The 19170-nt window shown below is 56.8% G+C and carries 17 protein-coding genes; 14 read left to right on the forward strand and 3 right to left on the reverse strand.

The features are described 5' to 3' along the window. Nucleotide 1: 1 nt before the first annotated feature. Together Q0932_RS03345 and Q0932_RS03350 are read right to left on the reverse strand one after the other, a co-directional pair. Complete coding sequence (locus Q0932_RS03345; protein WP_299349719.1) at nucleotides 2-538, reverse strand: TadE/TadG family type IV pilus assembly protein; 537 nt, start codon at nucleotides 536-538, stop codon at nucleotides 2-4. Further along, on the reverse strand, nucleotides 535-2175 hold the full coding sequence (locus tag Q0932_RS03350) for a pilus assembly protein TadG-related protein (RefSeq protein WP_299349721.1): 1641 nt from the start codon (nucleotides 2173-2175) through the stop codon (nucleotides 535-537). Before Q0932_RS03350 ends, Q0932_RS03345 begins: the two co-directional genes overlap by 4 nt. A 313-nt stretch (nucleotides 2176-2488) precedes the next feature. On the opposite strand from Q0932_RS03350, the gene Q0932_RS03355 reads away from it, so the two are divergent. After that, the gene (locus tag Q0932_RS03355; RefSeq protein ID WP_299349723.1) at nucleotides 2489-3919 is read left to right on the forward strand and encodes a Glu/Leu/Phe/Val dehydrogenase; all 1431 of its coding nucleotides are present in this window, start codon (nucleotides 2489-2491) and stop codon (nucleotides 3917-3919) included. 3 nt (nucleotides 3920-3922) lie between these two features. Then, a complete protein-coding gene (locus Q0932_RS03360; protein WP_299349724.1) occupies nucleotides 3923-4516 on the forward strand; it encodes a DUF6151 family protein in 594 nt (197 codons plus the stop codon). Here the strand turns inward: Q0932_RS03360 and Q0932_RS03365 are convergent. Next, a complete protein-coding gene (locus Q0932_RS03365) occupies nucleotides 4501-6225 on the reverse strand; it encodes an amidohydrolase family protein (RefSeq protein WP_299349726.1) in 1725 nt (574 codons plus the stop codon). The genes Q0932_RS03360 and Q0932_RS03365 overlap by 16 nt on opposite strands. A 197-nt stretch (nucleotides 6226-6422) precedes the next feature. Between Q0932_RS03365 and Q0932_RS03370 the strand changes: the two genes are divergently transcribed. The 12 genes from Q0932_RS03370 (at nucleotide 6423) to Q0932_RS03425 (ending at nucleotide 19151) form a co-directional block, all read left to right on the forward strand. Further along, nucleotides 6423-7679 (forward strand): sarcosine oxidase subunit beta family protein, encoded by a 1257-nt coding sequence (locus tag Q0932_RS03370; protein ID WP_299349728.1) that lies wholly within the window; start codon nucleotides 6423-6425, stop codon nucleotides 7677-7679. Between the two features lie 10 nt (nucleotides 7680-7689). After that, entirely contained in the window at nucleotides 7690-8196 is a 507-nt protein-coding gene (locus Q0932_RS03375) for a hypothetical protein (protein ID WP_299349730.1), read from the forward strand. A 9-nt stretch (nucleotides 8197-8205) separates the two neighbouring features. Beyond that, nucleotides 8206-8478 (forward strand): sarcosine oxidase subunit delta, encoded by a 273-nt coding sequence (locus Q0932_RS03380; RefSeq protein ID WP_299349731.1) that lies wholly within the window; start codon nucleotides 8206-8208, stop codon nucleotides 8476-8478. Continuing rightward, nucleotides 8475-11408, forward strand: coding sequence for a sarcosine oxidase subunit alpha family protein (locus Q0932_RS03385; protein WP_299349732.1), 2934 nt, complete (start codon nucleotides 8475-8477; stop codon nucleotides 11406-11408). Before Q0932_RS03380 ends, Q0932_RS03385 begins: the two co-directional genes overlap by 4 nt. Further along, on the forward strand, nucleotides 11401-11952 hold the full coding sequence (locus Q0932_RS03390; RefSeq protein WP_299349733.1) for a sarcosine oxidase subunit gamma: 552 nt from the start codon (nucleotides 11401-11403) through the stop codon (nucleotides 11950-11952). The genes Q0932_RS03385 and Q0932_RS03390 overlap by 8 nt, the downstream gene beginning before the upstream one ends. Before the next feature lie 40 nt (nucleotides 11953-11992). Then, a complete protein-coding gene (locus Q0932_RS03395) occupies nucleotides 11993-12355 on the forward strand; it encodes a hypothetical protein (RefSeq protein WP_299349734.1) in 363 nt (120 codons plus the stop codon). Nucleotides 12356-12439: 84 nt separating this feature from the next. Continuing rightward, nucleotides 12440-14380: a DNA primase gene (gene dnaG / locus Q0932_RS03400; protein WP_299349735.1), complete on the forward strand. Its 1941-nt coding sequence runs from the start codon at nucleotides 12440-12442 to the stop codon at nucleotides 14378-14380. A gap of 129 nt (nucleotides 14381-14509) precedes the next feature. Further along, complete coding sequence (gene rpoD, locus Q0932_RS03405) at nucleotides 14510-16495, forward strand: RNA polymerase sigma factor RpoD (protein ID WP_299349736.1); 1986 nt, start codon at nucleotides 14510-14512, stop codon at nucleotides 16493-16495. A gap of 99 nt (nucleotides 16496-16594) precedes the next feature. Then, complete coding sequence (locus tag Q0932_RS03410) at nucleotides 16595-16891, forward strand: HlyU family transcriptional regulator (RefSeq protein WP_299349738.1); 297 nt, start codon at nucleotides 16595-16597, stop codon at nucleotides 16889-16891. Nucleotides 16892-16994: 103 nt separating this feature from the next. Continuing rightward, nucleotides 16995-17408 carry a hypothetical protein gene (locus Q0932_RS03415; RefSeq protein ID WP_299349739.1) on the forward strand — a complete coding sequence of 138 codons (414 nt, stop codon included), beginning with the start codon at nucleotides 16995-16997 and terminating at the stop codon, nucleotides 17406-17408. A 19-nt stretch (nucleotides 17409-17427) separates the two neighbouring features. Beyond that, nucleotides 17428-18291 carry a haloalkane dehalogenase gene (locus tag Q0932_RS03420; RefSeq protein ID WP_299349741.1) on the forward strand — a complete coding sequence of 288 codons (864 nt, stop codon included), beginning with the start codon at nucleotides 17428-17430 and terminating at the stop codon, nucleotides 18289-18291. A 50-nt stretch (nucleotides 18292-18341) separates the two neighbouring features. After that, complete coding sequence (locus Q0932_RS03425) at nucleotides 18342-19151, forward strand: MBL fold metallo-hydrolase (RefSeq protein WP_299349742.1); 810 nt, start codon at nucleotides 18342-18344, stop codon at nucleotides 19149-19151. Nucleotides 19152-19170: the final 19 nt, after the last annotated feature.

The following is a 19170-nucleotide window of genomic DNA, read 5'->3' on the forward strand; positions in this document are numbered from 1 at the left end:
GTTATGTCGGCTCCTGAACAAAAGCGGAGCGGGCAACAATCGCAGTGTCCCCAGCCGTGTCGTGCTCCAAAAACGCACTGAGTCCAAAATTGTCGAAAATAGGAGTGTACTTGACGCATACCTGAATAATCATCAGATCATTGTCCATTCCATTGTGAAAAGTCGTGACGGGGTCGACTTCTTCAGATCGGTTGGTGCAGATAACACCCTCGGGCAGATCATACCAAGCTCTTGGATCAATATTGTATAGTTCAATAGCTAGGTTGTTTACACAATCAGGCACAACTTTAGTTTCGGCGCAGATTTGTGTCTTAAGCCCCGAGTGTGTCGGCGGGGTACCCGTTGTTAGTCGCAGGTCACGAACCACGACGTCCAGCGCTCGCTCCAGCAAGGCGGACTTTACCGTGTACATTCCGAGCTCCACAGCCGACAGCATTATAAAGAAAAACACTGGGAAAATGATTACAAACTCGATTGAAGCATTACCACTTTCAGAACGCTTGAAGCGCTTTATTAAATTTGGAGTTTGCTTTTTCATTGGATCAGTTTCAGTTGGCGAATTGAAACCGCGATGGCGCTGAACGCATCACCAATCTCGGCGCCGTCAGCTTCAAAAAAATGGTTCGGAGTGCTCGCACAATCTTCTAGAACGGCCTGCCCTTTTCTAGGTGCCTCAAAACCAATTGTGTAAACGAAGACGCCTTCGTCCTTGATTGCGTCACAGATGTGCTTGGTTTGTTGGTTTTTGGCCGCAGTTTCTTTTTTTGCGAAGGCAGACGTGTACCAATCTGCCCAAGCGCTGGATGAAAACTCGTAAATGTATTCGGCAATCCAAGCTAACGAGGCTCTGTCAAACAATTCTTGGTAGGTAAGCCGAATAGCCTCTCCAGGTTCGTCTTCGGTATTGCAGTTTTCAATACCGTTGGAATCCGTGGAGCAAACCTTTTCAGTTCCGTTTCCATATGGATGGTCATTCCATGTGTCATCATGAGTCCAATAGTACATCGGTGTTCCATTAGAGTGAAAAACGGAGTAATTTCCTCGTTCGGCATTATACCAGACGTCCGAATACCCTTCGCGGAGTGATGGGTTCAGCATGTATTGATCCGTATTGTATCCGTCAGACATCACGATGGCGATCTTGAGGACACGATCATTGGAGTAGTCGACAGGGCGGTCAGCGAAACTCGAGCTTACCAAGTTTTCCCCAATCAACTCGGTGATCACTGTGCGTGTGCCAGGGTCGAGCATCACAGCCCCCCATTTCACTCCAAGATCAATTGAGGTGTTACCTTGGGCAGTCATTCCTTCAATATATGCGTGTAAAGCTGAGATATCGTCCTGGAACGGCAAAATGGCAGTTGATGCGCGCACGGGGCACACAGGGATTGTGATTTCTCCCTCGCTATAGCTAAAAGGGTCAAAATGCGCTGTTCTTTCCAGTGGCCAAGTTGTGGAGAGATTCGGTTTGCTGAACTCGTCGGCGACGAAGTTCACGCAATGCGAGTAATTATGTTCGCTGGACACATTGTAATATTTCAACAGGTCTTCCCCTGCATTCACTTGGGTGGCGTAGGGAATTATGGAAATCGAAATTGTACCCGGATCACTCCCTTGCAAAAGTTCACTAACGAAGTCTTTTGCGGCGATTTTCAAGTTATCCAGACGTTGATTGTTGCGCATGGAACCGGAGACGTCTAACACCAAGGATATCTCGACGGCACCAATACTTTCCTCGGCTGCGCCGGAGGCCGCAAGTTCCAATTTGTCTATGCCAACAAGCTTCATGAAATCAGTCTTCATGGTGTAATCCGCTCTCGCCTCAACGAGCCGGGAATGCTGACTCTCCGTCACAGTAACAGAAGAAAGGTAGTCGGATACGCCAGACTTTGAGAAGTAATCCTGAACAACATCACTTGGCTGTCGTTCCTGATCCAAGTCTGCAGCTGCAAGTATCGATCTGTCAATCGTGTGCTGAAGCCGAGTGCGCTTCATCTCAGATTGCATTATGTCGATGCCAATGCCACCCACCATAAGAATAATCAGAAAAAGAAAAATCGCAAAGCCGACAATTGCGCCGTCTTCGTCGTTCGCAAACTGCCGAAGCCATTTCTTGCCACGCATCCGGGAAAACGGGTTCGTTTTTTCTGTCAGAGACCTGTCAAACAGAGGCATGATTTTTCACCTTATTACCTGGCGCCAAGCCGAGAATCACCGATCGCGATACCCAATGCACCGCAGTCTTTGTGCCACCGGAATGCGGCAAAACTTGGGCGAACTTCGCAAAAAAAATGGAAAAATTGCTTCATTTCAGTGGCTTAAAGAGACATTATCATAAAGATGCCAGAATTGTTTCCAATTTGTTAACTGCCCAAAATACAGGCGATGGCGTCATGATTCCTCTCGCCAGACGCAAGTATTCCGGCATAGGCTGCGAGAATTCAGACCTGCGGCCTTGAGTCGCAAATAACGTGTCGGGAGGAATGGCATGAACGTCCCCAATGAGCCGAGTTTCAGAGAAAGTGTTGACCTGATGTTCAACCGCGCCGTGGCGCTGATGGATCTGCCACCCGGGCTCGAAGAGAAGATCCGCGTGTGTAATGCGACCTATACGGTGCGCTTTGGTGTGCGGCTGCGGGGTCAGATCCAGACCTTTACGGGATACCGGTCGGTGCACTCAGAGCACAAAGAGCCGGTTAAGGGGGGAATTCGCTTTGCAATGGGCGTGAACCAGGACGAGGTCGAAGCCCTTGCGGCGCTGATGACGTATAAGTGCGCCCTAGTCGAGGCGCCGTTTGGTGGCTCCAAGGGCGGCCTGCGCATCGATCCTCGCCAGTACGAAGATCATGAACTTGAACGGATCACACGCCGCTTTGCCTATGAGCTGGCCAAACGAGACTTGATCCACCCCTCACAGAACGTACCCGCACCCGATATGGGCACAGGCGAGCGTGAGATGGCCTGGATTGCCGATCAATATGCACGCATGAACACAACCGATATCAACGCCGTGGCTTGCGTCACCGGCAAACCGCTGAACGCGGGTGGAATCTCGGGCCGTGTTGAGGCGACCGGGCGCGGGGTACAATATGCTCTGCGCGAGTTCTTCCGCGATCCACGCGACATGGAAAAAGCGGGCCTCACCGGCTCGCTGGATGGCAAACGCGTGATTGTGCAGGGCTTGGGCAACGTGGGGTACCATGCTGCCAAGTTCCTCAGCCAGGAAGATGGCGCGCGGATCACCGGTATCATCGAATGGGATGGCGGCTTGTTTAACGAAAACGGGCTGGACGTTGACGCCGTGCGCGCATGGATTGGCAAAAACGGTGGGGTCACCGGCTTCCCGGATGCAACCTATTCTAAAGATGGCTCGGTTCTGCTCGAGCAAGACTGTGACATTCTAATCCCGGCCGCGCTGGAAGGGGTGATTAACCTGACCAATGCCGCAAAGGTCAAAGCGCCTCTGATTATCGAAGCTGCGAACGGTCCGATCACGGCAGGCGCGGACGATATCCTGCGCGAGAAGGGGACTGTCATTATTCCGGACATGTATGCCAACGCCGGTGGTGTGACGGTGTCCTACTTTGAATGGGTCAAAAACCTCAGCCATATCCGATTTGGCCGCATGCAGCGTCGTCAGGAAGAGTCGCGTCACCAATTGGTGGTGGACGAGTTGCAGAGAATTTCGGACTCGATGGGCAACAAGTACACCATCACCGAAAGCTTCAAGCAAAAGTATCTGCGCGGTGCAGATGAACTAGAGCTGGTGCGTTCTGGTCTCGATGACACCATGCGGATTGCCTATCAGTCGATGCGCGATGTCTGGCATGAGCGCGGCGATGTCCCCGATCTGCGCATGGCGGCCTACCTCGTGGCGATAGACAAGGTTGCCGCAAGCTATCGCGCCAAGGGTCTCTGACTCGTGACAACACTTTCCTTTGCATGTAAATGCGGCACCCTTTCGGGGGTGCTGCGTGATGTCTCGCCCAAGGTGGGATCACGCGTCATGTGTTATTGTAAGGATTGCCAGGCGGGCGCGCGTGCCCTCGGTGCTGACTTTGCCCTGAATGATCGCGGCGGTACGGAGATTTTTCAAACCGTGCCGTCACATATCGACATCACACAAGGCCAAGATCACCTCGCGTGTCTGCGGCTTTCGCCGAATGGGTTGATGCGCTGGTATGCTGCGTGTTGCGATACGCCCATGTTCAACACGCTTGCGACGCCAAAACTGGTATTTTCAGGCGTTGCGACAGCCAATCTACGTGGCGATCTGAATGATCTTGGGCCCGTCATTGCCGTTAACAAAGGTGAGTGTGCGACGCCGGGCGCTGAGATCAAGAACTACGGTTACCTGAGGGCCGGTTGGAACATCATGAAACGCAACCTTGCCGCAAAGCTGCGCGGGGACTGCAAGACACCGTTTTTTGATGACACAGGCGGCCCGGTCGTGACGCCTCGCGTGCTGAGCTTGGAGGAACGTAAGGCGGCAACGCTGGATCACTTGACCGGATAGACCTGTCCTTCGAAGACTGTACCCCAGATTTCGATTTCGCCCAGCTGGTCTGCGGCGACTGTGTAGGGATCGGCTTCGAGTACCACGAAATCAGCCTTTTTTCCCGCCCGGATCGATCCGACGTCATCTTCGCGATTGATGATCCAGGCCGCGTCGATAGTGATGCCGCGCAGAGCATCGTGGCGGTCGAGAGCCTCAGCCGGGTTGTTCTGGTTGCCATTGATGGAAGTGCGCATCACTGCGGTCTCTGCCAACACCAGAGGTTGCAAAGGGGCCATCGGGGCATCGGAGTGCAGGGCGCTGACCACACCCTGCCCTTTGGCGGACCCCAAAGGCACCATGTTGCGGGCAATGTCGGCACCCAGCCAGCGCTCGGCGTAGATGTCGGCGAGGATGTACTGGTAATAGGGATTGGCCGAGACGGCGATGCCTAGGGCGGCCATCTGGCGCAATTGATCCTCGTGGGCAAAGGCAAAGTGTTCGAGCACTGTGCGGTGGTCCGAGCGGGGCGTTTCTGCCTGATAGCTGCGCACCATGCGGATCAGCTCTTTGGCAGAAAGGTCGCCATTAGTATGAGCGTGCAGCTGGAAGCCTGCGTTCCAGAAGAACCGGCCCCATTCTTCGGTGACCTCAAGCGGGGCCATCCAGAGCCCTTCGTGGCCGTCCTTGTAGCCGGGGAAGCCATATTGCGAGAGGCCGGAAAAGATTGCGCCGTCCATCATCAGCTTGAAATGGTTGTCGAACAGGACGCGCGAGGTGCTGAGTGCGGTCCACTGCTGGATTTCCTCAAGCGCCTCTTCCGGTGTTTTGCCCCGCGCCAGGAAGTCGGTGATGATGGGCGTAAGGATGATGCGCGCGGGCGGCTGCAGTGTGTTTGCGACCTGTCGGATCAGTGCGGTTTCTCCCACGGGGTCGCCAAAGATGCCGACACCCATGTCCAGGGCCGTTGTAACGCCGCCCTGATGCATCATTTCCAAAAAGTTCTCCATGCCCTTGGCGTACCGCTCCGGCGCAAAAAGGAAGGGCATCTTGCCAATCAGGATTTTGGCGCCGTTTTCCCAGAAATGGCCGCCTTCCCAGTTCGTTTCATGGGCGTATTTCTCGACGTCAGATTGTGTGACCGCGAGAAGCTCGATGGCTGCGTCATTCATGATGACTTCGTGGAATGAGCGGTGCCACAAAATGACCGGGGTGTCGGGAAACAACTCGGTCAGAAGCGGGCGTTTGACGTCGCCGTGCCAGAGTTGGTGGTAGCCCCAGGCAATAAAGGGAATGGCCGGATCAGTATTGTTGGTCTGATAGTCGGTGACCAGCTCTTGCAGGCGGGCGACATAGGCCTCGTGCGTCGTGGCGCCCGGGAAGTCTCCGGTCGGCAGGTACCAGTCGTCTGGCGCGAGGAAGGGAAACTGGCTGAGAACTGCGGGCAGCGAGGGGTGGACGTGCGGGTCGATGAACCCTGGCATGAGGATTTTGTCGTCAAACTGGCGGTCGATGTTAGACTGCTGGTCGTCAACGTAGTCGGAAAGACTGTGCAATGAGCCCACGGAAACAATGCGTCCGGCATCGAGGTCGACGGCCACGGCGGTTGCCTCGGGCTGTGTATCTTCCATGGTTATGATCTTTTGCGCCGTGAAGATTGTGATCTCTTGAGCCATGGCAGAAGTTGCGAGCAAACTGGCGATGGCGGTGCTGAAAAGAAAATGCTTCATGATCGAACCTCATGGAAAATGCCTGAGTACTATTGGTGCAGATTGCGAATGAGGCAATCCGTCTCGTCAGGGTAATCTAACTCGCCATCCAGCCTTTACGACAAAACCTGTCGCTTTCAGCCAAGTTTCGCGCAATGGTCAGTTGCACTTTCTTCGTAAGACGGGTTTCATCGTTCCCGGTCTGATGGGAGTGCAAGATGCGGTTTTCGGGTTGGAAGGTTTTCACCGAAGGGCTTTCGGGCAACAAGGGCTGGAGTGCGCATTGGCGCGACGCCCAGCCCAAGGCAGAGTATGACTACATCATCATCGGTGGAGGCGGACACGGATTGTCGACCGCCTATTACCTGGCCAAAAACCACGGCATCACAAATGTTGCGGTGCTGGAAAAGGGATATATCGGCAGCGGCAACATCGGGCGCAACACGACCATCGTGCGGGCCAACTATTTCCTGCAGGGCAATTCGGAATTCTATTCCCATTCACTGAAATTATGGGAAGGGATGGAAGAAGACCTGAATTACAACGTCATGCACTCGCAACGGGGTCTCATAAACCTGTTCCATTCTGACGGGCAGCGCGATGCCTTTGCCCGACGCGGAAACATGATGGTCAATCAGGGAGACGACGCAATCCTGCTGGACCGGGAAGGTGTGCGCAAGCATTTGCCCTACCTCGATTTTGAACAAACTCGCTTTCCGATCTATGGCGGGCTCTATCACCCGCGCGGCGGCACCGCGCGGCATGACGCTGTGGCATGGGGCTATGCCCGTGGCGCGTCGGATCGCGGTGTGGACCTGATCCAGAACTGCGAAGTCACCGGCATCGATATTGAAAACGGTGTGGTGAAAGGCGTTCAAACCACGCGCGGGCCGATCAAAGGCAAAAAGGTCGGCATCATCGTTGCCGGGCGCTCGGGGCAGGTTGCGGCAATGGCCGGACGCCAGCTGCCGATCGAAAGTCATGTCTTGCAGGCGTTTGTCACCGAAGGGCTGAAGCCCGTGATTGATCACGTTGTCAGCTTTGGCATGGGCCACTTTTACATCAGCCAGTCCGACAAGGGTGGCTTGGTCTTTGGCGGCGATCTGGATTTCTATGCCTCATACGCGCAGCGCGGCAATCTGCCGATGAAAGAGCATGTCATGGAAGCCGGCATGACTTTGATGCCCATGATCGGCAAGGCCAAGGTGCTGCGATCGTGGGGTGGGATCATGGATATGACACCCGACGGCAGTCCGATCATCGACAAAATGGACGGTATTGACGGGCTCTTTATCGATTGCGGCTGGAACTATGGTGGTTTCAAAGCGGTGCCCGCCTCGGGGTGGTGTATGGCGCATCTGATGGCGACAGACACGCATCACGAAGTGGCATCGAAGTACCGCCTTGATCGGTTCCGAACCGGCGTTGGCATTATGGACGAAGAGGGCACCGGTTCTCAGCACAACCTGCATTAGGGGTAAAGAGATGGGCTATTCAGTTTGGAAAAATCTGGCGGGCGGGCTGGCGCTGGTACTCGGCGCCTCCACGGCCTTTGCTGAAGGGCCTCCGGTCGGATGTTACAAGCGTGACTATAGCGACGTGCATTTGGCCAAACATCCAACGCAGGTCGTCGATGAAATCTCGCTGCGCGTTTATGATGATGGGCACAACAACATTCTGGCAGACATGTTTGTGACCTTTGCCGATCAAGGCCACGTGGCCGGAAGCTGGATCGCCGGCAAAACCACGGATCAGTTTTTGTTGTGCTTCGATTACGAGGGACGGTCGGGCTGTGCCGTCGAGTGTGACGGCGGCAACTTCTTTGTGTCCTCAGAGACCAGCGACTCGCTGACCATTGAGACGAGCCGGCTGATGGTGGGGCCGACTGATGACTGCAGCGGTGAGATCGACCTGGCTGAGGTGCCGGGCCAATTGGTTAAGTACCGGTTGATGAAAGCGGAGCCCGGTGCCTGCCGGAAGCTTGGGGAATAGGAAGCGGATATGAGACTGACCTGTCCAATTTGCGGTGAGCGGGATCGACGCGAGTTTGTCTACAAGGGCCATGCTTTGGCCCTCGACCGACCAGACCCGGATGCCGGGGATGATGCGTGGGAATCCTATGTCTACTTGCGCGAAAACCCAGCCGGGGTAACCCGCGACCTTTGGCAACATGACGGTGGCTGTTCCGCTTGGCTTGTCGTGACACGCAACACGGTGACCCACGAGGTGTTGAAAACGGAATTGGCGACGGCTGTGAAGGAGGCCCAGTCATGAGGGTAAACGGCAAAGGTCTGGTCGACCGATCAACCCCGTTGAGTTTTACCTTTGACGGTCAGGCGGTAGACGCGTTTCAGGGTGATACGGTGGCCTCGGCCCTATTGGCGGCAGAGGTCAAGCTGGTCGCGCGCTCGTTCAAATATCACCGCCCGCGTGGTGTGATCGGCGCGGGCAGCGAAGATCCCGGTGCCTTGATTACGGTTGGCTCCGGCGCAAAAAGTGATCCAAACGTGCGCGCCACCGTGCAAGAGGTCTATGGCGGGTTGGAAACCCGGTCCCAGAATTGCTGGCCCTCGCTCAACTTTGATATCCTCAGCCTCAACGATCTGGCGTCACCGTTCCTGAGTGCCGGGTTCTATTACAAGACGTTTATGTGGCCCAAGGCGTTTTGGGAAAAGCTTTATGAGCCGGTGATCCGACGCGCTGCCGGCATTGGCGGGCTGAGCGGTGAGCATAACCCGGACACCTATGAGAAAGCCTATGCGTTTTGCGATCTTCTGGTGATCGGGGCCGGACCTGCGGGCCTGATGGCAGCTCTGACGGCGGGACGCGCCGGGGTCGACGTGATCCTCTGCGACGAAGACAGCATCTTGGGCGGTCGTCTGAACGGCGAAACCTATGAGATCGGCGGCGTGGACGGGCAGGGCTGGGCCGCTGCAACCGTCGCTGAACTTGCGGCAATGGACAACGTACGCCTGATGACACGGACCACTGTCACCGGCGCCTATGACCAGGGCACATTTGGCGCTTTGGAGCGGGTGTCGCAACATCTGAGCACCCCCGGTGGTCAGCCGGTGGAATGCTTTTGGCGCATTGTCGCCAAGCGCTCGATATTGGCAGCAGGCGCCATCGAACGCCCGGTGGCCTTCCGCAACAACGACCGTCCCGGCATCATGACCGCAAGTGCGGTGCGCACCTATCTGAACCGCTATGGCGTAGCGTCCGGTCAAAAGGTGACGATTTTTGCCAACAATGACGATGCCCATCGCACCGCACGTGATCTGGTCGCGGCAGGCGTGCATGTGGCCGGGGTGATCGACACCCGTCAGGATGCGCCTGACAGTGACGATTACGAGGTCCACAAGGGGGCCGAAGTGTGCAACACCGAGGGCCGAAAGGCGCTCGAGGCCGTGACCTTCCGCTTTGCCGATGGCCGCGAGGACAAGCTGCACACTGACTGTCTGGCGATGTCGGGCGGTTGGAACCCAAGCGTCCACATGACCTGTCACATGAATGGCCGCCCGACGTGGGATCAGGATATCCTGTCCTTCGTCCCAACCGAAGGCACCATTCCGGGCATGATCACGGCCGGCGCCTGCAATGGCGTGTTCTCCACTCACGCGGCACTGGCCCAAGGCATGGCCGCGGCTGAGAGTGCGCTGGGCGATCTGGGCGTCAAATCGACCAAGTCAGACCTGCCCGAGGCCGAAGACGCGCCCTATCGCCTCAAGGCGCTCTGGGCCGTTGAGGGCAAAGGCCGAGCCTGGCTGGACTTCCAGAACGATGTGACGGTCAAGGACGTGAAACTTGCGGCCGCCGAGAACTTCCGCTCGGTTGAGCATATGAAGCGCTACACCACACAAGGCATGGCGCCGGATCAGGGCAAGAACTCGAACGTGGCGGCCTTGGCCGTGCTTGCTGATGCAACCGGACGGGGCATTCCCGAAACCGGAACCACAACCTTCCGTCCACCATATGTGCCGGTTTCGATTGCCGCGATGGGCGCCGGGGCGCAAGGCACGGGTTTTGCCCCGCAGCGCTTTGTCACCAGCCACAAAGCCAGCGTAGACGCAGGCGCACCGATGATCGAAGCCGGGCTCTGGTACCGACCCAGCTATTACCCGGCCCCCGGAGAGACGACTTGGCGGCAATCCTGTGACCGCGAGGTCAATATGGTGCGCAACGCCGTTGGGATCTGTGATGTCTCGACCTTGGGCAAGATTGACCTGCAGGGTTCGGGCGTCGGCGAGTTCCTTGATTTCGTCTACACCAACATGTTCTCAACGCTGAAGGTCGGCAAAACGCGCTATGGCTTGATGCTGCGCGAAGATGGCACCGTGATGGACGATGGCACCACCGCCCGCTTGGGTGAAAGCCACTTTGTCATGACCACGACGACGGCAGCGGCAGGCGCGGTGATGGGACATCTGGAATTTGTCCGCCAATGCCTGCGACCCGATCTGGATGTCCAGATGATTTCTGTCACGGAACAATGGGCGCAATTCGCTGTGGCCGGTCCAAAGTCTCGCGAGCTGCTAAATGGCTTGCTGGATGAGCAGATTGACGATGACAGCTGGCCCTTCATGGCCTGCGGTGAGGTGTCGGTTCAGGGCACCAAAGGCCGTTTGTTCCGCATTTCCTTCTCTGGCGAGCACGCCTACGAGGTCGCCGTGCCATCGCGCTATGGTGATAGCCTGTACCGCATGTTGGTCTCGCGCGCCGAAGCCATGGGCGGCGGTGCCTACGGTATGGAGGCGCTGAACGTTCTGCGGATTGAAAAGGGGCATATCACCCACTCGGAAATCCACGGGCGCACCAATGCATTCGACATCGGCTTTGGCAAAATGGTCAGCGCCAAAAAAGACTGTATCGGCAAAACCCAGAGCGAGAGACCGGGCCTGTCCGGAGACGATCGCGAGCAACTGGTGGGGTTGAAACCCGTTGGCGTGGTCAAACAATTGTCTGCCGGCGCGCATCTGTTTGAGCTGGATGCAGACCCCAAGCGTGAAAACGAACAGGGCTATACCACCTCAGTTGGCTTTTCACCGACGCTCGAGAGTTATCTCGGGCTCGGGTTCCTGAAAAACGGCCGGGCGCGGCACGGTGAAGAGGTCATGATGGTAGACCATCTGCGTGGCATCACCACGCGCTGCGTGGTCAGTGACCCTGTGTTTTTTGACCCCGAAGGAGGGCGTGTCCGTGGCTGATCTGATTGCAAAATCTCCCTGCGCAGGCTTGTTGCCGGTGACGCATGGCGATGTGACGCTAAGCGAAATGGACATGACCCGCATGACCTCGATTGCGCCCTTCAAGGGTCAGGACAAAGCGGTGTCAGCAACCTTGAAGGACGCGCATGGGATGGCATTGCCTGCCGCCAATCGCGCAACCGGCAAGGAAGGGTCTCGGGCGGTTTGGTTCGGTCAGGGTCAGGCGTTGCTGATCGGCCCAGAACCAGTTGCCGCGCTGGCGGAACATGCCGCGATCACTGATCAGTCCGATGGCTGGGCCGCCGTGCGTCTGGAGGGTGCAGGCGCCGAGGACGTGCTGGCTCGTTTGGTGCCGGTTGATCTGCGCAAATCCAACTTCAAACGTGGCCACACGGCGCGTTCCCAGCTGATGCACATAATGGTGTCGATCACCCGCGTCGGAGATAACGCATTTTTGATCCTTGCGTTCCGATCTATGGCCAAAACACTGGTTCATGATCTGGAAACCGCCATGCAGGGGGTTGCAGCACGGGCCGCGGGCTGACATTTTCACGGGATGTCCAGCGCAACTCGAAAGGGTCACCATGCCAGTTTCTGATTTTATCCGCGGTTTGACCGCAAGCGCCCTGTTCGCAGTGGTCACGATGGGGACCGCGCCTGCGTCCGCCGGAGAGAAAGAAGAGACCTGCAAACTGCAAGCGGAACTGATGTCTGCCGTGCAACAGGCCCGACTTGACCGCGTGCCCGAGTCGCAAGTTGTCGACAAGGTGACCGAGGACAATCCGCATTGGCCGGAAACACTGCACAGCGCGATCCCGGCAATCGCCGAATTTATGTACGATCAGAAACGACGCGATCTTAAGCAGGTTGATCTTGGTCCTGTGTCCGAACAGCAGTGTTTGGACAATTGGGAACAGATCCAGGAAATGAAAAAATCCGGATCCTGAGACCTTTGGGCCAACGCCTGACCGATCTGATCTTATGATGATAATGCTCTCGACTCTTGGGGCGGTGCAGACGATATTCGCAACATGAGCCTGCCACCCGGATTTCTGGATGAATTGCGCACCCGCACCAGCCTGACTCAGGTGGTGGGGCGCAAGGTCATGTGGGACTCGCGCAAGTCCAATCAGGGCAAAGGCGATATGTGGGCGCCTTGCCCTTTCCATCAGGAAAAAACCGCGTCTTTTCACGTGGATGACCGTAAAGGCTACTATTACTGTTTTGGCTGTCACGCCAAAGGGGACGCGATTTCATTTGTGCAGGAAACCGAGAATGTCGGCTTCATGGAGGCGATCCGAATTCTCGCAGATGAAGCGGGTATGCAGATGCCCGAACGGGATCCGCGCGCGCAGGAAAAGGCCGAAAAGCGTACCCAGCTTACCGACGTCATGGATCAGGCGGTACAGTTCTTCCGGCTGCAACTTAAGACCGGGGCAGGGGCCGCTGCCCGCGATTATCTCGATGGACGCGGCTTGAATGACGCCGCGCGAGACCGCTGGGAAATCGGGTTTGCACCGGACAGTTGGGAAGCACTGACAGAGCACCTCAAGGCCAAGAACGTGCCGCCTGAGATGATCCTCGCCTGCGGTCTGTCACGCCCGTCGACCCGCGGCGGCAACCCCTATGACACCTTCCGCAATCGCATTATCTTTCCCATTCGCGATGCGCGTGGGCGCTGCATCGCCTTTGGCGGTCGTGCGATGGACCCCAATGACAACGCCAAATACCTGAACTCGCCCGAGACCGAGCTGTTCGACAAAAGCCGCAGCCTCTTTAACCACGGCCCGGCCCGTGAAGCGGCAGGCAAGGGCCATCCCCTGATCGTGGCCGAAGGCTACATGGACGTGATTGCACTGGCCGAAGGTGGCTTTGGCGCCTCGGTGGCCCCGCTCGGCACTGCCATCACCGAAGGCCAGTTGCAGATGCTTTGGCGCGTTGCTGCTGAGCCGATCATTGCGCTGGATGGCGACAAGGCAGGCTTGCGGGCTGCCATGCGGCTGATTGATCTGGCGCTGCCAATGCTAGAAGCCGGAAAATCCCTGCGCTTTGCCTTGATGCCCGAGGGGCAAGACCCCGACGACCTGATCCGCGCCAAAGGGGCCAGTGGCGTGCAAAAGGTATTGGATGCCGCCATGCCGATGGTTGACCTGCTGTGGCAGCGTGAAATCGAAGGCAAAGTGTTCGACAGCCCCGAACGCAAGGCCGCGCTTGACAAGACACTGCGCGAAAAGATCCTGCTGATCCGCGACCCCTCGATCCGCCGCCACTATGGCGATGCGATCAAAGACATGCGCTGGCAGTTGTTTCGCCCGCAACGGGGCAGTGGCGGCTTTCAAGGCAAAGGCAAATGGGCGCCGACACCTCTGGTGCAAACAGATACCCGCGCCTCAATGCTTGCGGCATCGCAAGGCGCGGTCGAACACCGCCTACGCGAGGCGGTCATTCTGGCTGTAGCCATTGCGACGCCTGAAGTGCTTGACGATTTTGAGCACGAGATTGAGCGGCTCGAGTGTCAGGACCCTGAAAATGCCCGTTTGCGCGACCAGCTGTTGCGCTTTGCCAACAGTCCTGACCCCCGCGCCGAACTTGATGCTGCCCTCGGGCCGGATGCCGTTGAAAAACTGATGCGTCACCCCCATGTCAGCATCGCGCCAGCCGTGCGTCGCCCCGGCGATGTCGACCTGGCGCGTCTCACTTTGAGCGAAGAACTGGCCAAACTAAAGACCGAGCGCGGATTGAGCGCCGAGATTGCTGAGGCCGAGGAAGACATCGCAGGAGTGGCCGACGAAGCTGTTACTTGGAGGCTCAGTCAGGCAGCGGAAGCACGAAACCGCGCCTTGCGCAGCAAGCAGGAAGACAGCGGAGAGTTTGATGTCGGGCCCAACGGGGCACCAATCGACAAACAAGAGCGCGCAGAACTGGATGCGCTGATGGAAAGAATTAACTCTTCCAAGGGAACCAGCCGCTAAAGCGTGACTGGGCTTTCCGGGAAACAGAAGGTAAAGGAATCGGGTTAAACGGGTTGCGAATCACTCACGCGCAATATTGATTCGTTTTAATGCGAATCAACTAACCAGCCCTTTTTGCAGGAGCACCGCATGGCCGCCAAAGACACCGACGACCGCAAGTCCACCGATCAAGAAGCAGAAATTTCGCTCGACATGAGCCAGACCGCCGTCAAGAAGATGATCGGAGAGGCGCGGGAAAAGGGCTACATCACCTATGATCAGCTGAATCAGGTGCTGCCCCCCGATCAGGTGAGCTCTGAACAGATCGAAGACGTCATGTCGATGCTGTCGGAGATGGGCATCAACATCATCGAAGATGAAGAGGCCGAGGAAGAAGAACAGAAATCCACCGCCGTTGTCGACACTTCGTCGGCTAACCGCGAAGTGGCTCTGGGATCGGGCACCACCGAAAAGCTGGATCGCACCGACGACCCTGTGCGCATGTATCTGCGCGAGATGGGCAGCGTCGAACTCTTGAGCCGCGAAGGCGAGATTGCGATTGCCAAGCGTATTGAGGCGGGCCGCAACACGATGATCGCGGGCCTGTGTGAAAGCCCTCTGACCTTTCAGGCGATCACCATCTGGCGCGACGAACTTTTGTCTGAAGAAATCCTGCTGCGCGACGTAATCGATCTGGAAACCACCTTTGGCAACCAGATGGGCGATGACGACGAGGAAGAAGAACCCGTCGTTGACACTTCGAACGTCAACGCCGCCCCCAAGAAAGAAGACACCGGCCCTGAGTTGGACGCCGATGGCAACCCGATTGCCAAGGACGACGATGACGACGAGGACGAGCAGGCCAACATGTCGCTTGCCGCAATGGAAGCCGCGCTGAAACCGCGCGTGCTGGAAACCCTCGACATCATCGCCCGCGATTTTGCTCTCCTGAGCGATATGCAGGATGCCCGGATCTCGGCCACGCTGAACGAAGATGACTCCTTCTCGAAAAAGCAGGAAACCACCTATCAGAAGCTGCGTCAGGAAATCGTCGACCTTGTCAACGAACTGCACCTGCACAACAACCGTATCGAAGCGCTGATTGATCAGCTTTATGGCATCAACCGCCGGATCATGCAGATCGACTCGGCCATGGTGAAACTGGCCGATCAGGCCCGTATCAACCGTCGTGAGTTTATCGAAGCCTACCGTGGTCGCGAACTGGACCCGACCTGGCTCGAAGACATGTCACAAAAACCCGGTCGCGGCTGGCAAATGTTCATGGAGCGCTCGGTCGATAAGGTCGAAGAACTGCGTTCGGATATGGCGCAGGTCGGCACCTATGTCGGTCTGGACATCCCCGAATTCCGCCGCATCGTGCAACAGGTGCAAAAAGGTGAGAAAGAGGCTCGTCAGGCCAAGAAAGAAATGGTCGAGGCCAACCTTCGTCTGGTTATCTCGATCGCCAAAAAGTACACCAACCGCGGCCTGCAATTCCTTGATTTGATTCAAGAAGGTAACATCGGCCTGATGAAAGCGGTCGATAAGTTCGAATATCGCCGTGGTTACAAATTCTCGACCTATGCGACATGGTGGATCCGTCAGGCGATCACCCGCTCGATTGCGGATCAGGCCCGCACCATCCGTATTCCTGTGCACATGATCGAGACCATCAACAAATTGGTGCGGACCGGTCGTCAGATGCTGCACGAGATTGGACGCGAGCCGACCCCGGAAGAACTGGCCGACAAGCTTCAGATGCCGCTGGAAAAGGTCCGCAAGGTGATGAAGATCGCCAAGGAACCGATTTCGCTCGAAACCCCGATTGGCGACGAAGAAGACTCGCAGCTCGGCGATTTCATCGAAGACAAGAACGCGGTTCTGCCACTGGACTCGGCCATTCAGGAAAACCTGAAAGAGACCACAACCCGTGTTCTCGCCTCGCTCACACCACGTGAAGAACGTGTGCTGCGCATGCGTTTTGGCATCGGAATGAACACCGACCACACGCTGGAAGAGGTTGGTCAACAGTTCAGCGTGACCCGCGAACGGATCCGTCAGATCGAAGCGAAGGCGCTGCGCAAACTAAAACACCCCAGCCGCTCGCGCAAACTGCGCAGCTTCCTGGATCAGTGATTAGAACGGCGCCTTCGGGCGCCGTTTTCATTTCTGGTGGCTAGAACTCGGTCGACAGGCCGACACGCGACAAAATCTAATCGCAACGAGGAGTGCGCGATGTCCTTTCTCAAGAAACTCTTCGGAGGCGGTGGCAACAGCACCCAAGATGCTCCGGACATCGAGCCGGTTGATTACAACGGCTATTCGATTTTCCCCGAACCAATCAACGAAGGGTCTGTGTTCCGCATTTCCGCACGGATCGAAAAAGACATCGACGGCGAGATTAAGACCCAGAAACTTATCCGAGCTGACACGGTGAACAGCGTTGAAGCGGCCAACGACATGTCGGTGAACAAGGCCAAACAGGTCATTGATGAACGCGGTGACAAGCTGTTTGAAGGCTCCAACGCCTGACCTGCGACCTATCCCCCAAAACCATTCGTGATTGGGCTGTGTTGGACAAGCCAGCACGCCAAGACTAAGCTCAGTCTCAGGATCAAACGAAAGGTTTTTGCCCATGCGCCCGATGACTCTTGCCCTGTCCGCAGCCCTTTTGGTCGGCTCCGCGATGTCGGCCTCGGCCTATTTTGCGTGGCGCGTCAACATGTTGCCGGGAAACGGAAATTTTGAGGTGATCGACGGTCCTAGAGGGGGTAACCAACGCATCTGGTGTGAAGCGGCGAAGTTTGCTGCTGGCCCCCTGCGCGCGCGCGGTAACACGCGCATGTATCTGTTGCACCCTAATGGCCGTGCCAAATCTCAGGCCAATTCTTTTGGCACCGGCTTTACCATCAATCCGACACAAGAGATGCTCGACATTTCCTCGCGGCCCGGTGACGGTGGCAACTATTCTGTTTCGATCAAAAAAGTGGGCTACAATCTATCCGTAAGCCACGCACGCGGGTTCTGCGGCAGCAACGTTCTCTATTGAACACAAGGATACTTTGGCCATGACCAAGAACACTGTCACCGTAAACGGTCAGGACATGGCCTATGTCGAGATGGGGCAGGGGCGCCCGATTGTTTTTTTGCACGGCAATCCGACCTCGTCCTACCTGTGGCGCAACGTGATGCCGGAACTTGCGGGCCTGGGTCGCTGTATCGCGCCGGATCTGATTGGCATGGGCGACAGTGCCAAGCTGCCTGATGTTGGCGCCGACACTTATACCTTCCAGACCCATCGCACCTATCTTGATGGTTTCTTTGAGGCGCTGGACTTGCGCGAGGACGTGATCCTTGTGATTCATGACTGGGGGTCCGCCCTTGGGTTTGACTGGGCCAACCGCCATCGCGGATCAGTTGCAGGCATCGCTTATATGGAAGGCATTGTGCAGCCCTTAGAGGGCTGGGAGCAATTCAACCCGCAGGCTGCACCGGTGTTTCAGGCCCTGCGCACGGACGCCGGGGAAGAGATGATCCTCGATAAGAACCTGTTCATTGAGCGGATATTGACCGGCTCAATCCTGCGCGATCTCAGTGACGAAGAGATGGCCGAATATCGCCGCCCGTACCTGAAGCGTGAAGATCGTTGGCCCACGTTGACATGGCCCCGGCAGATCCCGGTTGGCGGCGATCCCGCAGACGTGACCGAGATCGTGCGAGCCTATGCGGAATGGCTGTCCAACAGTGACTTGCCCAAGTTGTTCGTCAACGCCGAGCCGGGCGCAATCCTGATCGGCGGCCCGCGTGAATTTTGCCGAACCTGGCCACACCAAAGCGAAGTGACAGTCGCGGGCAGCCACTTTATTCAAGAGGACAGTGGCCCCGAAATTGGCCGCGCCGTCGCCGAATGGATCACCTTTAACAGTCTTTGACGCGACTTTCCGGTGTGATGCGCTATGATCTTGGTCAGGGAGGCGAGTGAATGCTGCGACTTTTGCTGATTTTCCTAACCCTCACGGGCATGGCCCACGCGCAAGAGCGGCGGCCCAGCCATTGCATTGCCTTGGCTCAGGCCCCGGGCGCTGAGTACCTGCAAAAGGCGTCATTTCGCGACCCGCTGGAAAACAATCATGTGCGGATCAGTTATATCTCGCATGCCTCCTTCCTGATCCAAGCACATGATGGTGTCTCGGTTGTGACCGATTTCACCGGCTTTATCGGCAATGTCGATTTCCTGCCGACCGTGGTCACCATGAACCACGCCCATGACACCCATTGGACCGAATACCCCGACCCGGCCATTCCCCATGTTCTGCTGGGGTGGGATGACTTTGGCGAGATCGCCGTGCATCACCTCGATCTTGGCTCAATGCTGGTGCGTAATGTCCCCACGGATATTCGTCGTTTTGACGGTGTCGAAGAGAACGGAAATTCGATTTTCGTTTTTGAAGTCGGGGGGTTATGCATTGCACATTTGGGTCACCTGCATCACGAACCCAGCCCCGCGCAATATGCTGCTCTGGGGCGGATGGATGTTGTGATGGCCGCTGTTGATGGGGGCATGTCACTGGACACCGAAACGATGATGCGTGTGTTGCGCAACATTAAGGCGCGTGTGGTCATTCCGATGCATTGGTTCGAAGGTTGGACGCTCGAGGCGTTTCTGGCGGGCATGTCGGATGAGTATGAGATCGTCATAGACGGATCCAGCGAGATAGAACTATCGCTGCGGGATCTGCCGCGCCGCCCTGTCATCCGGGTTCTCGCGCCGCGCTACCTCAAAGACTCCTAGACGTGGTCGCGAAGCATGC

The sequence above is a fragment of the uncultured Shimia sp. genome, from assembly GCF_947498095.1.
Taxonomy (GTDB): domain Bacteria; phylum Pseudomonadota; class Alphaproteobacteria; order Rhodobacterales; family Rhodobacteraceae; genus Shimia.